General features: G+C 65.4%; 16 protein-coding genes. 3 read left to right on the plus strand and 13 right to left on the minus strand.

Annotation, left to right across the window (positions count from 1 at the left end):
* Positions 1-4: 4 nt before the first annotated feature.
* The 13 genes from phaC (BMY03_RS22840) to gshB all read right to left on the minus strand — a co-directional run bounded on the left by phaC (BMY03_RS22840) (position 5) and on the right by gshB (position 13,368).
* Complete coding sequence (gene phaC, locus BMY03_RS22840; protein ID WP_094012338.1) at positions 5-1,687, minus strand: class II poly(R)-hydroxyalkanoic acid synthase; 1,683 nt, start codon at positions 1,685-1,687, stop codon at positions 5-7.
* A 126-nt stretch (positions 1,688-1,813) separates the two neighbouring features.
* Entirely contained in the window at positions 1,814-2,665 is an 852-nt protein-coding gene (phaZ, locus tag BMY03_RS22845) for a poly(3-hydroxyalkanoate) depolymerase (protein WP_038706927.1), read from the minus strand.
* Between the two features lie 64 nt (positions 2,666-2,729).
* On the minus strand, positions 2,730-4,409 hold the full coding sequence (gene phaC / locus BMY03_RS22850) for a class II poly(R)-hydroxyalkanoic acid synthase (protein WP_023630549.1): 1,680 nt from the start codon (positions 4,407-4,409) through the stop codon (positions 2,730-2,732).
* Between the two features lie 335 nt (positions 4,410-4,744).
* Positions 4,745-5,122 carry a gamma-butyrobetaine hydroxylase family protein gene (locus tag BMY03_RS22855; protein ID WP_046853917.1) on the minus strand — a complete coding sequence of 126 codons (378 nt, stop codon included), beginning with the start codon at positions 5,120-5,122 and terminating at the stop codon, positions 4,745-4,747.
* A gap of 88 nt (positions 5,123-5,210) precedes the next feature.
* On the minus strand, positions 5,211-6,554 hold the full coding sequence (hslU, locus tag BMY03_RS22860; RefSeq protein ID WP_046853918.1) for an ATP-dependent protease ATPase subunit HslU: 1,344 nt from the start codon (positions 6,552-6,554) through the stop codon (positions 5,211-5,213).
* A gap of 74 nt (positions 6,555-6,628) precedes the next feature.
* On the minus strand, positions 6,629-7,159 hold the full coding sequence (hslV, locus tag BMY03_RS22865) for an ATP-dependent protease subunit HslV (RefSeq protein ID WP_011536056.1): 531 nt from the start codon (positions 7,157-7,159) through the stop codon (positions 6,629-6,631).
* A gap of 178 nt (positions 7,160-7,337) precedes the next feature.
* Positions 7,338-8,609, minus strand: coding sequence for a dihydroorotase (locus tag BMY03_RS22870; protein ID WP_094012339.1), 1,272 nt, complete (start codon positions 8,607-8,609; stop codon positions 7,338-7,340).
* On the minus strand, positions 8,606-9,610 hold the full coding sequence (locus BMY03_RS22875) for an aspartate carbamoyltransferase catalytic subunit (protein ID WP_038706925.1): 1,005 nt from the start codon (positions 9,608-9,610) through the stop codon (positions 8,606-8,608). Before BMY03_RS22875 ends, BMY03_RS22870 begins: the two co-directional genes overlap by 4 nt.
* A gap of 12 nt (positions 9,611-9,622) precedes the next feature.
* Positions 9,623-10,141: a bifunctional pyr operon transcriptional regulator/uracil phosphoribosyltransferase PyrR gene (gene pyrR / locus BMY03_RS22880; RefSeq protein ID WP_038706924.1), complete on the minus strand. Its 519-nt coding sequence runs from the start codon at positions 10,139-10,141 to the stop codon at positions 9,623-9,625.
* Positions 10,142-10,193: 52 nt separating this feature from the next.
* On the minus strand, positions 10,194-10,619 hold the full coding sequence (gene ruvX / locus BMY03_RS22885) for a Holliday junction resolvase RuvX (protein ID WP_023633141.1): 426 nt from the start codon (positions 10,617-10,619) through the stop codon (positions 10,194-10,196).
* Positions 10,619-11,188: a YqgE/AlgH family protein gene (locus BMY03_RS22890; protein WP_038706923.1), complete on the minus strand. Its 570-nt coding sequence runs from the start codon at positions 11,186-11,188 to the stop codon at positions 10,619-10,621. Before BMY03_RS22890 ends, ruvX begins: the two co-directional genes overlap by 1 nt.
* A gap of 93 nt (positions 11,189-11,281) precedes the next feature.
* Complete coding sequence (locus BMY03_RS22895; protein WP_023631717.1) at positions 11,282-12,181, minus strand: energy transducer TonB; 900 nt, start codon at positions 12,179-12,181, stop codon at positions 11,282-11,284.
* A 233-nt stretch (positions 12,182-12,414) separates the two neighbouring features.
* Positions 12,415-13,368, minus strand: a complete 954-nt coding sequence (gene gshB / locus BMY03_RS22900; RefSeq protein WP_046853923.1) for a glutathione synthase — start codon at positions 13,366-13,368, stop codon at positions 12,415-12,417.
* A 183-nt stretch (positions 13,369-13,551) separates the two neighbouring features.
* Here gshB and pilG point away from each other — a divergent pair, with 183 nt between their 5' ends.
* From pilG to BMY03_RS22915, 3 genes are read left to right on the plus strand one after another with little or no spacing between them, the layout of a single operon-like run.
* Positions 13,552-13,953 (plus strand): twitching motility response regulator PilG, encoded by a 402-nt coding sequence (gene pilG, locus BMY03_RS22905; protein ID WP_023631716.1) that lies wholly within the window; start codon positions 13,552-13,554, stop codon positions 13,951-13,953.
* 47 nt (positions 13,954-14,000) lie between these two features.
* A complete protein-coding gene (gene pilH, locus BMY03_RS22910; protein WP_023631715.1) occupies positions 14,001-14,366 on the plus strand; it encodes a twitching motility response regulator PilH in 366 nt (121 codons plus the stop codon).
* Complete coding sequence (locus BMY03_RS22915) at positions 14,363-14,917, plus strand: chemotaxis protein CheW (RefSeq protein WP_038706921.1); 555 nt, start codon at positions 14,363-14,365, stop codon at positions 14,915-14,917. Before pilH ends, BMY03_RS22915 begins: the two co-directional genes overlap by 4 nt.
* Positions 14,918-14,968: the final 51 nt, after the last annotated feature.

Genomic DNA, 14,968 nt, shown 5'->3' on the forward strand with positions numbered 1-14,968 from the left:
CCGGTCAGCGTGCCAGTACGTAGCTGCCGGGCGCGGGGCCCAGCGGTGGATAAGTGGCGTTGCCCAGCTCGTCGCGTGGCGTCCTGGGCGTGCCGGAGCGCTGCTCTATCCATTCCAGCCACAGGGGCCACCAGCTGCCGTCTCGGCGCTGGGCGTCGTGGAACCAGGCCCGCGGGTCGCTGGAGAGCTTGGGGTTTTCCAGGTAGTAGGCCTTGGGGTTGCCGGGCGGGTTGATGATGCTCTGGATATGGCCGCTGTTGGCCAGGATGAAGCGCCGCTCGCCGCCGAGCAGCAGGGCCGAGCGGTACACCGCGTCCCAAGGGGTGATGTGGTCGTTGCTGCCGGCCACGGTAAAGCTGTCCAGTCCGACCTGCGAGAGGTCGATCGGAGTGCCGCACACCTCCAGGCCTTCGGGGAAGGTCAGCGGGTTGAGCTTGAAGAAATCCAGCAGGTCGCCGTGCAGCGCGGCCGGCAGGCGCGTGCTGTCGGCGTTCCAGTATAGGATGTCGAAGGCCGGCGGCGTCTTGCCCATCAGGTAGTTGTTGACCCAGTAGTTCCAGATCAGGTCGTTGGGGCGCATCCAGGCGAAGATCCGTGCCACCTCGCCGCCGTCCAGCACGCCGCGCTGGTAGGAGCGGCGCTTGGCCGCCTCGATGGTCTGCTCGTCGGCGAACAGGCTGGCGGGGCTGTCGAACTGGCTGTCGAGCAGGCTCACCAGGTAGGTGGCACTGCGCACCTTGCGCAGCTGCTTCTTCGCCTGCAGGTGGCCCTGCAGCGCGGCCATGGTCAGGCCGCCGGCACAGGCGCCCATCAGGTTGGGGTCGCGGCTGCCGCTGATGCTTCGACAAGCGTTGAGCGCCTCCTCCAGGGCCTGTACATAGCTGGACAGGCCCCACTCGCGGTGGCGTGGGTCGGGGTTGCGCCAGCTGACCATGAATACCTGCAGGCCCTGCTTGAGCATGTACTGGACGAAGCTGTTGGTCGGGCCCAAGTCGAAGATATAGAACTTGTTGATCTGTGGTGGCACCACCAACAGAGGTCGGGCGTACTGTTTCTCGCTCATGGGCTTGTACTGGATCAGCTCCAGCAGCTCGTTGCGAAACACCACTGCGCCCGGTGTGGCGGCCAGGTTGCCGCCAACCTCGAAGGCCCGTTCGTCCACCTGCCGTGGCAGGCCGTCGTTGTGGCGCAGGTCGTCGAGCAGGTGGCTGACACCGCGCAGAAGGCTCAGGCCGCCGGTGTTGAACAGTTCCTTGACCGCTAGCGGGTTGAGCAGCGAGTTGCTAGGGGCGAAGGCGTCGCTGACCAGGTTGAACAGGAACTGCGCCCGGGCCCGATCGTCGTCGGCCAGGCTGCTTTCCTCGATCCACAGGCGCGTCTGCTTCTGCCAGGCAAGGTAGGCCTGCAGGCCGCGGCGGTAGAACGGGTTCTGGCTCCAGGTCGGGTCGCTGAAGCGGGTGTCCCGTGGGTGGGGCTGGTAGGGGCTGTCGCCGATCAGCACGCGTCCCAGCTGGCCGCCGAGGGTCAGCAGGTGATGCGCGGTGTGTAGCGGATTGCGCAGGCCGATCCGGCTGACCTGGCGCAGGGTCGAGAACAGGTCGCGACCGCGCAGTCCGGTGATGGCGTTCTGCACGTTCATGCTCGTGGCGGGGACCGGTGTCGATCCTCTGGCCGGTTTGTCCTTCATGCCAACACTCCTTCGTCAGATCCATTTCCGCGTTGGCCTTGGCGCGGGTAAAGCACCTCCTGCAGGCTCGCATCACCTGCCTGGGAGTGCCCGCAAAGGCCCGTGCTGACGCAATAAAAAGCCTTCCTACCCCCGTGCCGCTGGCCGAGGGTGCATGACCGCACGTTGGCGTTCTTGCTCGAGGAATTTCATGATGATCGGGGCGACGGCCTCGGCCCGGGTGATCAGGAACAGGTGGCCATCATCGATTATGTGTAGCTGGGCATTGGGAATCCGCCAGGCCAGCAGGCGCATGTTGATCAGCGGGATCAGCGGATCGTCGTCGCCGGCCAGCACCAGGGTGGGCTGGTGGATCTTGTGCAGCCAGTGGATGCTGGTCCAGCCGAGCCCGGCGAACAGCTGCCAGTAGTAGCCCAGCTTGCCGCCCGAACGAACCTTCGAGGCATGGTGCATGGCCAGGTCCGGATCCCGGCGAAAGCCGCCGCCATAGATCAGCGGCGCGATGCGGATGACATGGGAGGGCTGCACGTAGCGCCGTGGGCTGGCCATCATCCACAACACCTTGGGCTTGCCCGGTACCATCACCGCGCCGGCGGCGGTGGCGGCCAGCACCAGTTTCTTGCAGCGTTCGGGGTAGTCGTGGGCGAACTGCTGGGCCAGGGCGCCGCCCCAGGACACGCCGATGACGTTGACCTGGCCGTAGTCCAGGTAGTCGAGCATGCGCGCGGTCAGCTTGGCCAGGCCGGGAAAACGGTAGGGGTGACGGGGCGTGGACGAGCCGCCCACCCCGGGCACGTCGAAGGCGATGACCTCCAGGTCCGGGTCCAGGGCCTCAATGAATGGAAAAACCAGCTCGAGGTTGGCGCCGATGCCGTTGAAGATCAGCAGCGGCGTCAGGTGAGGCTTGCCCGGGCGGACCGCAGTGCGGATGGACTGGTCGTCCAGCTCGACGGTCCTGAAGATATACGGTTGCGGCATGCGCGTGACTCTGTGGTGAAAGTAGCGCCGCGCTGCGCCACCAGGCGCACCACGGCGGTTCGGCTCAACGCTCGTGCACGTATGTTCCCGGTGCGGCCTCGCCTGCGGTATAGGCGCGGTTACCCAGGCGTGTAGGTGCCTTCTTGAGTTCGCCGGCGCGCTCACCCAGCCAGGCCTGCCAGTGCAGCCACCAGGAGTCGGCGTGCTTGACCGCGTTCTCCTGCCAGGCCACCGGGTCGTCCGGGCGATCCTCGCCGGTCATGAAGCGCGCCTTGGGGTTGCCCGGTGGGTTGAGAATGCTCTGGATATGGCCACTGTTGGACAGCACGAACTCGATCTTGCCGCCGAACAGGTGGGCCGAGCGGTAGCACGACTGCCAGGGCGTGATGTGGTCGGCGGTGCCGGCAACGCTGTAGATGTCGCAGTCGACCTGTTTCAGGTCGATGGCGGTGCCGCACACCTCGAGGGCATTGGAGCGGGTCAGCGGGTTGTTCTTGAACATTTCGATCAGGTCGCCGTGGAAGGCGGCCGGCAATCGGGTGGTGTCGTTATTCCAGAACAGAATGTCGAACACTGGCGGCTCGTTGCCGAGCAAGTAGTTGTTGACCCAGTAGTTCCAGATCAGGTCATTGGGGCGCATCCAGGCGAACACCTTGGCCATGTCGCTACCTTCGAGCACGCCGGACTGATAGGAGTGACGCTTGGCCGCCTCCAGGGTCTGCTCGTCGACGAACAATGCCACCTGGGTGTCGACGGTGGTGTCGAGCACGCTTACCAGCAGGGTCAGGGCATTGACCTTTTTTTCGCCGAGGGCGGCGTAGTGGCCCACCAGCGCCGTGCAAGTGATACCCCCGGAGCAGGCACCGAGCATGTTCAGGTCCTTGCTGCCGGTGATTGCCAGTACCGCGTCGACGGCTTCCTTGAGTGCGTCGATGTAGGTGGACAGGCCCCACTCGCGCTGGGCCTTGGTCGGGTTGCGCCAGCTGACGATGAAAGTCTGTTGCTGTGAGCGCAGGCAGAAGCGCGCCAGGCTCTTTTCCGGGCTCAGGTCGAAGACGTAGAACTTGTTGATCTGCGGCGGCACTACCAGCAGCGGGCGGCTGTGCACCTGCTCGGTGATGGGGCTGTACTGGATCAGCTCCAGCACATCGTTGCGGTACACCACCGCGCCTTCGCTGGTGCCGAGGTTCTTGCCGACCTCGAAAGCCTCCATGTTCACCTGGCTGGGCATGCCGCCGTTGTTGACGATGTCCTTGGCCAGGTTGGACAAGCCGTCGAGCAGGCTCTTGCCGCCGGTCTCGAAGAAGCGCTTGACCGCGGCCGGGTTGGAGAGGGTGTTGGTGGGGGCCATGGCCTCGGTCACCAGGTTGATGACGAACTGCCCGCGGCTGATGTCCTGCGGCGACAGGTCGCTCTCGCTGATCCAGTCGTTGAGTTCCTTGCGCCAGGCCAGGTAGGTCTGCAGGTAGCGGCGATAAAGGGGGTTCTTGCTCCACGCCGGGTCGCTGAAGCGACGGTCGTCGCCTTCCGGTTGCAGCGCCGACTTGCCCAGCAGGACGTTCTTCAGCTCCAGGCCAAAGTGCGCCACGTGCTTGGCGCTGTGCAAGGGCTGGCGCATGGCCTGGCGCAATACCGTGCGCGCCGATGTCAGTAGATCCTTGCGGCGAATGCCGATGACCGGGTTCAGCCCCAGGGTGTTTTCCGAGGCCTGCCGCTGCAACTCATCGTTGTTCTTGTTACTCATCTACGACGCTCCGTTGTCCTGAGACGAGTACCGGTGTGCTGTGACAGCCCGGTACTGCTACTCGGGTGACCAGTGATAAGGAACAGCGGTGCTGCGACCGGATGCGTGCCGATGATGAGCTGCGGGGGTTTCTGCGTGTGAAGACAACCTGCTTTCGCTCGCGACCTCTACATACCGGCCTGGCCCTGCCTGCCCGGAGGCGATGCAGGGAACTTGCCAGCTCCATTGGTTACCCGACTTTCGTGTAATGCGCAAGACAGCCAATCTTTGGCAGTCATCCAGGCATTCAAGCAGATGAGATTAGAAAATGCGCTCTAAAGCTTGCGGGGCTTGAGCTAGAGCATCAATTTCACCACCGATTCGGACGGGTCGCGGGATTTGCCCGCTTTGTGCAATTCGTCGAGGTAGTCGGCCCATAGCTGCTCCTGGCGCAGGCACAGCTGCTCGAGGTATTCCCAGGTGAACAATCCTGAGTCATGGCCGTCGTCGAAGGTCAGTTTCAGTGCATATTGACCGGCCGGTTCCAGGCCGCTGAGGCCGACGTTGATCTTGCCGAATTGCAGGATGGGATTGCCGTGGCCCTGGACTTCGGCGGAAGGCGAGTGCACGCGCAGGAACTCGGCGGGCAGGTGGTAGACCTCGCCGGGGGCGTAGGTGAGGGTGAGGGTCTTGGAGGCTTTGTGCAGATTGATCGCGGTGGGTAGGCGGGCCATGGGTGACTCTCTCTTTGGCTTCAAGCTGCAAGCTTCGAGTGATTCCAGGCATTGTGCAAGGGGGCCGCAAGGCGGCCCCCCTGAGGTCTTACAGGATGTAACGCGACAGGTCTTCGTTCTGCGCCAGCTCACCCAGGTGGCTGTTGACGTAGGCGGCGTCGATGTGGATCGGCGTCTCGTCGTGAGCGCTGGCCAGGTCGCCGGCGCTGAACGACACCTCTTCGAGCAGGCGCTCGAGCAGGGTGTGCAGGCGGCGGGCACCGATGTTCTCGGTCTTCTCGTTGACCTGGTAGGCGATCTCGGCCAGGCGCTTGAGGCCCTCGTCGGCGAACTCGATGTTCAGGCCCTCGGTCTTGAGCAGGGCGCTGTACTGCTCGGTCAGCGAGGCGTGCGGCTCCTTGAGGATGCGCTCGAAGTCTTCCGGGGTCAGCGCCTTGAGCTCGACACGGATCGGCAGGCGGCCTTGCAGCTCGGGCACCAGGTCGCTCGGCTTGCTCAGGTGGAACGCGCCGGAGGCGATGAACAGGATGTGGTCTGTCTTGACCATGCCCAGCTTGGTGTTGACGGTGCAGCCTTCGATCAGCGGCAGCAGGTCGCGCTGCACGCCTTCACGGGAGACATCGGCGCCGCCAACGTTACCACGCTTGGCAACCTTGTCGATTTCGTCGATGAACACGATACCGTGCTGCTCGACCGCTTCCAGGGCCTTGGCCTTGAGCTCTTCCTCATTGACCAGGCGGCCGGCTTCTTCGTCGCGGACCATCTTCAGCGCGTCCTTGACCTTGAGCTTGCGCGCCTTGCGCTTGCCCTTGCCCATGTTGGCGAACAGGCTCTGCAGCTGGTTGGTCATCTCCTCCATGCCGGGCGGCGCGGCGATCTCGACGCCCATGTTCTCGGCGACTTCGATCTCGATTTCCTTGTCGTCCAGCTGGCCTTCGCGCAGGCGCTTGCGGAACAGCTGGCGGGTGTTGGAGTCGCTGCTGCTCTGCTGGGCTTCCTCGCTGAAGCTGCTGACCCGCGCCTGCGGCAGCAGGGCATCGAGGATGCGGTCCTCGGCGGCGTCCTCGGCGCGGTGGCGCACGCGGACGATCTCCTGCTCGCGCAGCATCTTCAGCGCGGCGTCGGCCAGGTCGCGGATGATCGACTCGACGTCACGGCCAACGTAGCCAACCTCGGTGAACTTGGTCGCCTCGACCTTGATGAACGGCGCATTGGCCAGCTTGGCCAGGCGGCGGGCGATTTCGGTCTTGCCCACGCCGGTGGGGCCGATCATCAGGATGTTCTTGGGGGTGACTTCGGCACGCAACTCGGCGGGTAGCTGCATGCGCCGCCAGCGGTTGCGCAGGGCAATGGCGACAGCGCGCTTGGCGTCGTCCTGGCCGATGATGTGGCGGTTGAGTTCGTGGACGATTTCGCGTGGGGTCATGGACATGATGTATGGGGTCCTCAAGCACAGTGATCAGTGTGGAAAAGTCCCGCTGCGAGCGGGACGCCAAAACAACTGATTCACTCGGCCAGGTCCTGCTCCTCGATGGTCAGGTTGTGGTTGGTGAACACGCAGATGTCGCCGGCGATGTTCAGGGCGGCCTCGGTGATCTCGCGGGCCGACAGGTCGGTCTTGTTCAGCAGGGCGCGGGCCGCGGCCTGGGCATAGCCACCGCCGGAACCCATGGCGATCAGCCCGTCCTCGGGTTCGACCACGTCGCCGTTGCCGGTGATGATCAGGGATGCATCCTTGTTGGCCACGGCCAGCATCGCTTCCAGGCGGCTCAGCGAGCGGTCGGTACGCCATTCCTTTGCCAGCTCGACGGCGGCACGCACCAGGTGGCCGGAGTGTTTCTGCAGCTGGGCTTCGAAGCGCTCGAACAGGGTGAAGGCATCGGCGGTGGCACCGGCAAAACCGGCGATGACCTGGCCGTTGTACAGGCGACGCACTTTCTTGGCGTTGCCTTTCATCACGGTGTTGCCGAGGGAAACCTGGCCGTCGCCGCCCATGACGACTTTGCCGTTACGGCGGACAGAAACGATGGTAGTCAAGGGAGAGTCTCCACGCAGCGGGGCGAAAATGCCTGATGCAGACTCATATGGGGGGAGGGGGGAAGGATTTCAACCGAGAGGGATGAATGGTTGTTTCAAGGCATTGCCTGGCAGGCCTGCTCCACACGATGACCCCAGGGGGCTTCGTGGGAGCGGGCTTGCCCCGCGAGGGCGTTACTCAGGCCTCGTGGCAGACGTGTCCATCGACCAAGGTATAACGCACCGCACCCGGCAGGCAGTGGCCGATGAACGGGCAGTTTTCGCCGCGGGAGAACCAGTGTTCGCCGGCCACGGTCGAGGCTTTCGGGTCGAACAGCACCAGATCGGCGGCGGCGCCGACTTTCAGCTCGCCGGCCGGCAGGCGCATGGCGTTGGCCGGGCCGCTGCTCAGGCGCGCCAACAGGGTCGGCAGGTCGAGCAGGCCATCTTCGACCAGGGTCATGGCCAGTGGCAGCAACAGCTCGACACAGCTGATGCCTGGCTCGGTGGCACCGAACGGCGCCAACTTGGCATCGCGCTCGTGGGGCTGGTGATGACTGGAGATCGCCTGGATCACCCCGGATTTCACCGCTTCGCGCAGGCCGTCGCGGTCGGCGGCAGTGCGCAGCGGCGGCTGCACGTGGTACAGGCTGGAGAAGTCGCGCAGGGCCTCGTCGGTGAGGATCAACTGGTACAGCGCCACATCGGCGGTGACCGGTAGCCCCAACTGCTGGGCCTGGGCGATTAGCCGGGCGCCGCGGGCGCTGGTGATCTGGGTGAAGTGGGCGCGCACGCCGCTCTGCTCGACCAGCAGCAGGTTACGGGCCAGGGCCACGGTCTCGGCGGTTTCCGGGATGCCAGGCAGGCCGAGGAAGCTGGCCATCGGGCCCTCGTGGGCGAGGCCGCCCTGGGCCAGGTCACGGTCCTGGGAGTGGAACACCACGGTCAGGTCAAAGGTGGCGGCGTATTCCAGGGCGCGGGCCAGGGTGCGGTTGTTGGGGATCTCTTTCAGGCCGTTGCCGAAGGCCACGCAGCCGGTGTCGCGCAGGGCCACCAGTTCGGCCAGTTGCTCGCCTTCCAGGCCTTTGGTCAGGGCGCCGATCGGATAGACCTTGCTGTTGGCCGCTTCGCGGGCGCGGTCGAGGATCAGTTCGGCGACCGCCGAGGTGTCCAGTACCGGCTTGGTCTGCGGCGGGCAGCACAGGCTGGTGACGCCGCCGGCGACCGCGGCGCGGGTTTCGCTGGCGATGTTGCCCTTGCGGCTGTAGCCCGGTTCGCGCAGGGAGACGCCGAGGTCGACCAGGCCAGGTGCGGCGACCAGGCCTTCGGCCTGGATCGTGCGGCTGGCGCTGAAGCCGGCCGGGGCCGCGCCGATGGCGGCAATGCGCCCGCCATCGAGGTGCAGGTCGGTGATGGTGTCCAGGCCGTTGGCAGGGTCGATGACCCGGGCGCCGATGATGCTTAGGGTCACTGGGCGTTCTCCTGCTCGAATTGACGTTGCGCGTTCTGCCCGCTCATGGCCATGGACAGCACGGCCATGCGCACGGCGATGCCGTAGGTGACCTGGTTGAGGATCACCGAGTGCTTGCCGTCGGCCACCGCCGACTCGATCTCCACCCCGCGGTTGATCGGACCCGGGTGCATGACGATGGCGTCGGGCTTGGCGCCGGCCAGGCGCGCGGTGGTCAGGCCGAACAGGCGGTAGAACTCGCCCTCGCTGGGCAGCAGGCCGCCGGCCATGCGCTCGCGCTGCAGGCGCAGCATGATCACCACGTCGACATCCTTTAGGCCTTCGGCAAGGTCGGTGTAGACCTTCACGCCGTACTGCTCGATGCCGATCGGGATCAGTGTCTTCGGGCCAATCACGCGGATGTCCGGGCAGCCCAGCGCCTTGAGCGCAAGCATGTCCGAGCGTGCTACGCGCGAGTGCAGGATATCGCCGACGATGGCCACCGACAGGTTCTCGAAGCTACCCTTGTGTCGACGAATGGTGAGCATGTCGAGCATACCCTGGGTCGGGTGCGCGTGGCGGCCGTCACCGCCGTTGATCACGGCCACGTCCGGGCACACGTGCTCGGCGATGAAATGGGCGGCACCGGAGTCGGAGTGGCGCACGACGAACATGTCGGCGGCCATGGCCTCCAGGTTGCGCAGGGTATCGAACAGGGTCTCGCCCTTGCTGGTCGAGGAGGTCGACACGTTCAGGCTGATCACGTCGGCCGACAGGCGCTGGGCGGCCAGCTCGAAGGTGGTGCGGGTACGGGTGGAGTTCTCGAAGAACACGTTGCACACGGTCTTGCCGCGCAGCAGCGGGACTTTTTTGACGGCCCGGGCGCCGACTTCGAGGAACGAGTCGGCGGTGTCGAGGATTTCGGTCAGCAGTTCGCGGGGCAAACCGTCGAGCGAGAGGAAGTGGCGCAGCTGGCCCTGATCATTGAGCTGCAGCGGGCGCTTGGCGTCGAATGGCGTCATCGCGGGGGACTCTTAAAGGGCGGATGCGGGAGCGAGGTCCTGGCGCTCGAGGGCGAGCGGCGTGGGTCCGGTCAATTTTACCCGTTCATGGGCGCCCAGGGACAGGGTGGCGCCAAGCACATTCGGGCGGATCGGCAGTTCGCCGGCATCCAGGTCGAGCAGGCACACCAGTGTCACGCTGGCCGGGCGGCCGTAGTCGAACAGCTCGTTGAGGGCGGCGCGGATGGTACGCCCGCTCATCAGCACGTCGTCCACCAGCACCAGGTGCTGGCCTTCGACCTCGAAAGGCAGTTCCGAGGGGCGCACCTGCGGGTGCAGGCCGTTCTGGCTGAAATCGTCACGATAGAAGGAGACGTCCAGGGTACCCAGCGGGCTCTGGTCGCCGAGCTCGGCCTGCAGGGCCTGGGCTACCCACACGCCGCCGGTGCGGATACCGATGAAGCGTGACTCGACGATGGCGCGGCGGGCCAGGTGGGCGCGAAGGTCGACGGCCATCTGCCGGATCAGGTCGGCGGGATTGGGTAGGCTCATTGCGTGCTCCTCGGAAGGCGGGCGCCGGCAAGCCGCCGGCGGCAAAGCGGATTTAAGTGTTGGCCTCCAGCCAGCCTTGCAGCAGCAGGGCCGCGGCGATGGCGTCGACCGGATTGTCGCGGTAGCTGCCGTGACGGCCGCCACGGGCCATCTGCTCGCCCTTGGCTTCGAAGGTGGTGAGCCGTTCGTCGTGGGTGTGTACGGGCAGGTTGTAGCGGCCGTGCAGGCGACGGGCGAATTTTTCGGCGCGTTCGCTCATTTCGCTGGGCGTGCCGTCCATGTTCAGCGGCAGGCCGACGACGATGGCGTCGGGTTTCCATTCCTTGATCAGCTTCTCGACCTGGTTCCAGTCCGGCACGCCGTTCTGTGCCTTGAGCGTGCACAGTTCTCGGGCGTGGCCGGTGATCACCTGGCCGACGGCCACACCGATCTGCCGGGTGCCGTAGTCGAAGCCAAGCAGCAAGCGCAGTTCGGCCATCAGGCGTGGCCCGCCTGGCTGGTCAGCAGGCTGAGGTTGATCCCCAGGCTGGCGGCGGCGGCGCCCAGGCGCATGTCGCTGGCCACGCCGAAGATGATCTCGGGGTCGAAGGGGCAGTTGAGCCAGGCGTTGTCGGCAAGCTCGGCCTCCAGCTGGCCGGCTTCCCAGCCCGCGTAGCCCAGGGTGATCAGGCTCTTGCGCGGACCGTCGCCGGCGGCGATGGCGAACAGCACGTCCTGTGAGGTGGACAGCGACAAGCCCTCCAGCTCGACCGTGGCCTGGTAGCTGCGGTCGTTGCTGTGCAGCACGAAGCCGCGGTCGGTCTGCACCGGCCCTCCCTGGTAGATCGGGATGTGCAGGGTGCTGGCCGGCGGCTCATCGTCCGGGCGCAACTGTTCGAGGATGTCGGCCAGGTTCAGCTCCTGCGGGCGGTTGACCACCAGGCCCATGGCGCCGTGGGCATTGTGCTCGACGATGTAGGTGAGGGTCTGGGCAAAGTTCGGATCGGCCATGTGCGGCATGGCGATCAGGAACTGGTGCTTGAGGTAGCTGGGGGCGAGGGTCTTCATGTCCGCTAGTGTGGCGCCAGGTGGCGAGGCTGACAAGGTGTGCAGAGGGCTGGAGGTATTCCCGCTCCCACCGGGGTGCCCGTCACCCTCGGGTCAGTTGCTCTGCAGCCGGTCACCCCGGGCAAAGCGCCAGGTACGGATGATCTCCAGGCGGTCGAACTCCGCCAGGTCCCCGGTGAACGGCGCGAAGGGCGCCGCCAGGCGCACGATGCGCTGGGCGGCCTGGTCCAGCACTGGCTGGCCCGAGGACTCCAGCACCAGTACCTCGTACAGTGAGCCGTCGCGGTTGATCGACACCATCATCCGCAGGCTGCCGTACATCTGCTGGCGCCGGGCTTCTTCGGGGTAGTTGAGGTTGCCGATGCGCTCGACCTTCTTGCGCCACTCTTCCTTGTACCAGGCGCCCTTGTCGCGCAGGGTCGAGGCGGCGTTCAGGCGGTGGATGCGCGGGCGCTTGGCGTAGAGCTGCTGTTCCTGGGACAGCTCGGCCTCGAGGCTGGCGATCTGGCTGGACAGCTGCGAGCTGTCGAAGTCCGGAACCTTTGCCTGGGGCTGGGGTTGCGGCTTGCTTTCCTTCGGCTTGGGCTCGACTTTCTGCGGCTTCGGCGCCTGGGTGGCGACCACGGCCTTGGCCGGTGCCGGGGGTGTTTGCGGTTTCGCCGCCGGGGGCGGGGTGATCTTGTTGATCTTGCTGTCCTGGAACGGCGCGACCTCGGTGGTCTTGGGCACCGCTTTCTTGTCCAGAGTGCCGCTGCCCTGCTGGTTGTCCTGGGCCTGGAAGTCGGCCTTCTCGGGCGCTTTCTCGCTCTTGAAGGTGGCCAGGGTGATGTCCATGGCGTGACGAATCTCGGCCGGTTTGACCACGGTGAAACCCACGCCCAGGATCAGCGCCAGGTGCACCAGGGCGGCCAGGAACAGGGTGAAACCGAGCCGGTCCACCGGGCGAACGCGCGGTGGCAGCAGGTCGGGTGGGATGTCAGCGGGAAGCGTCATCGGGTATCCAGCAACCGCTAGGCTCTGTACGAAAAGCCTTGATACTTGTTCATGCTGCGTTGAGAACAGCCTCGGAATGCTCATGTACTCCAGTACACTCCGCTTCCTCGGCTGTTTTCGCCTTGCCTGACCTGCGTCTCAAGAGTTTTCGTACAGAGCCTCTGCGGGGCAGCAGCTCAGTCAAAAAGGACCGGCATCATACCCCACTGCGCGGTGTTGCCACGTGTCCTCGGTCAGCGCGCCTGAAGCTTGCGATCAATGGCGTCCATCAATTGCCCGCCGATATTGGTGTTGAAGGCAGCGTCGATCTCGCGGATGCAGGTCGGGCTGGTGACGTTGATTTCGGTGAGGTAGTCGCCGATCACGTCCAGGCCGACGAACAGCAGGCCCTTTTCACGCAAGGTCGGGCCGACCTGGGCGGCGATCCAGCGATCGCGCTCGCTCAACGGGCGGGCTTCGCCGCGGCCGCCGGCGGCCAGGTTGCCGCGGGTCTCGCCGCTGGCCGGGATGCGCGCCAGGCAGTAGTCCACCGGCTCGCCGTCGATCATCAGGATGCGCTTGTCGCCGTCCTTGATCGCCGGCAGGTAGGCCTGCGCCATGATCTGCTGGGCGCCGAGCGCGGTCAGCGTTTCGAGGATCACCGACAGGTTGGGGTCGCCGACCCGGTGACGGAAGATCGAAGTGCCACCCATGCCATCCAGCGGCTTGAGAATCACATCACCATGCTCGGCGGCGAACTCGCGGATGATGTCGGGGCGGCGGCTGACCAGGGTGGGTGGCGTGCACTGCGGGAACAGCGTAGCGAACAGCTTCTCGTTGCAGTCGCGCAGGCTCTGCGGCTTGTTGACCACCAGCACGCCTTCGGCCTCGGCCTGTTCCAGCAGGTAGGTGCTGTAGACGAACTCCATGTCGAAGGGCGGGTCCTTGCGCATCAGGATCACGTCCAGCTCGGCCAGGGTGCTGTCCTGCTCCTCGCCCAGTTCGAACCAGCGGGCCGGGTCGGCGAACACCTTGAGCGGGCGCATGCGTGCGCGGGCCTTGCCCTGGCCCTGGTACAGGTCGCGCTGCTCCATGTAGAACAGGCTCCAGCCGCGGGCCTGGGCGGCCAGCAACATGGCCAGCGAGCTGTCCTTTTTGTAGGAGATGGACGCGATGGGGTCCATGACAATCCCGAGGCGAACGCTCATGGGGTAGTTCCTCTTGGCGGCACTGGCCGCATGGTACGAAAGAAAAGTGGCTCAGGGTGGCGCCGGGCGCGCCCACGGTCAAGGGGCGGGCGGATGGAATGGCCTTCGGGAGTGTGCTAAAAAGGCCAGGCACATGGCCTGCATGGCCTTTTGGCGAATTCGCTCCCAGGCAGAAGCGCAACTATGGAACAACCCCTGAAGGTGATGGTGATCGACGATTCCCGCACGATCCGCCGCACCGCGCAGATGTTGCTCGGCGAGGCAGGCTGCGAGGTGATCACCGCCAGTGACGGCTTCGACGCCCTGGCCAAGATCGTCGACCACAAACCGCGGGTCATCTTCGTCGACGTGCTGATGCCGCGCCTCGACGGCTACCAGACCTGCGCCATCATCAAGCACAACCGCGAGTTCAAGGACACCCCGGTGATCCTGCTCTCTTCCCGCGACGGCCTGTTCGACAAGGCCCGCGGCCGGGTGGTCGGTTCCGACCAGTTCCTGACCAAACCTTTCAGCAAGGAAGAACTGCTCGACGCGATCCGTGCCTGCGTGCCGGGCTTCGCCGCGCAGGATCCACACGCACCCTGACGCCGCCCACGCAGGGCGGCGTCTCTATTTCCTGATGGGGAAACAGCATGGCCCGAGTTCTGATTGTCGACGACTCGCCGACAGAGATGTACAAATTGACCGAATGGCTGGAGAAGCACGGCTATGGGGTGCTCAAGGCCGACAACGGCGCCGACGGCGTGGCCCTGGCGCGCCAGGAGAAGCCCGACGCGGTGTTGATGGACATCGTCATGCCCGGCATGAACGGTTTCCAGGCCACCCGCCAGTTGAGCAAGGACCCGGAAACCAGCGCCATTCCGGTGATCGTGGTCACCACCAAGGACCAGGAAACCGATCGGATCTGGGCCCAGCGCCAGGGCGCCCGCGACTTCCTGACCAAACCTGTGGAAGAAGACGCGCTGATCACCAAGCTCAAAGAAGTGCTGCAGGCTTGACCACCCGGCCCCAGGGCGCGTCGCTGACCGCCTTCGAACTGCTGCTGGACATCGACCGGCGCTGCCGCCTGCTGGTGGCCGACCAGCCACCGCAGGACATCCGCCTGCAACAATGGAGCGGCATCGGTTTTCGAGTTGCCGGACAGTGGTTCGTCGCGCCCATGGGCGAAGTCGCCGAAGTGCTGCGTGAGCCCCGCGCTAGCCGGGTGCCGGGTGTGCAGCCCTGGGTGCGCGGAGTGGCCAACCTGCGTGGGCGGCTGCTGCCGGTGATGGACCTGTGTGCGTTTTTTGGCCTTGGCCCGGCCGCGGCGGGCAAGCAACGGCGCGTGTTGGTGCTGGATCATGAAGAGCTGTTCGCCGGGCTGCTGGTGGATGAGGTGGTCGGCTTGCAGCATTTCGCTCTGAGCAGCCTCGAGCTGTCACCGCCGCAACCGTTGATCCGTGCGGCCGCGCCCTTCGTACATGGGCATTTTCCCCGTGAGCGTAATTGGGCGATCTTCAGCCCGTTCGCCCTGGCCCAGGCGCCGGGCTTTCTCGATGTGGCGTTGTAGAGGACTTTCGACGTGAACAAGCCAGGACCCACCGTTGCCGCAGCTGGCGTC

It is taken from the genome of Pseudomonas soli (genome assembly GCF_900110655.1).
In the GTDB taxonomy this organism is placed as follows: Bacteria; Pseudomonadota; Gammaproteobacteria; order Pseudomonadales; family Pseudomonadaceae; genus Aquipseudomonas; species Aquipseudomonas soli.

Excerpts from the sequence above, each read along its gene's own strand:
- phaC (WP_094012338.1), bottom strand. The coding sequence starts at position 1,687 with ATGAAGGACAAACCGGCCAGAGGATCGACACCGGTCCCCGCCACGAGC.
- phaZ (WP_038706927.1), bottom strand. The coding sequence starts at position 2,665 with ATGCCGCAACCGTATATCTTCAGGACCGTCGAGCTGGACGACCAGTCC.
- phaC (WP_023630549.1), bottom strand. The coding sequence starts at position 4,409 with ATGAGTAACAAGAACAACGATGAGTTGCAGCGGCAGGCCTCGGAAAAC.
- BMY03_RS22855 (WP_046853917.1), bottom strand. The coding sequence starts at position 5,122 with ATGGCCCGCCTACCCACCGCGATCAATCTGCACAAAGCCTCCAAGACC.
- hslU (WP_046853918.1), bottom strand. The coding sequence starts at position 6,554 with ATGTCCATGACCCCACGCGAAATCGTCCACGAACTCAACCGCCACATC.
- BMY03_RS22875 (WP_038706925.1), bottom strand. The coding sequence starts at position 9,610 with ATGACGCCATTCGACGCCAAGCGCCCGCTGCAGCTCAATGATCAGGGC.
- pyrR (WP_038706924.1), bottom strand. The coding sequence starts at position 10,141 with ATGAGCCTACCCAATCCCGCCGACCTGATCCGGCAGATGGCCGTCGAC.
- ruvX (WP_023633141.1), bottom strand. The coding sequence starts at position 10,619 with ATGGCCGAACTGCGCTTGCTGCTTGGCTTCGACTACGGCACCCGGCAG.
- BMY03_RS22890 (WP_038706923.1), bottom strand. The coding sequence starts at position 11,188 with ATGAAGACCCTCGCCCCCAGCTACCTCAAGCACCAGTTCCTGATCGCC.
- BMY03_RS22895 (WP_023631717.1), bottom strand. The coding sequence starts at position 12,181 with ATGACGCTTCCCGCTGACATCCCACCCGACCTGCTGCCACCGCGCGTT.
- gshB (WP_046853923.1), bottom strand. The coding sequence starts at position 13,368 with ATGAGCGTTCGCCTCGGGATTGTCATGGACCCCATCGCGTCCATCTCC.
- pilG (WP_023631716.1), top strand. The coding sequence starts at position 13,552 with ATGGAACAACCCCTGAAGGTGATGGTGATCGACGATTCCCGCACGATC.
- pilH (WP_023631715.1), top strand. The coding sequence starts at position 14,001 with ATGGCCCGAGTTCTGATTGTCGACGACTCGCCGACAGAGATGTACAAA.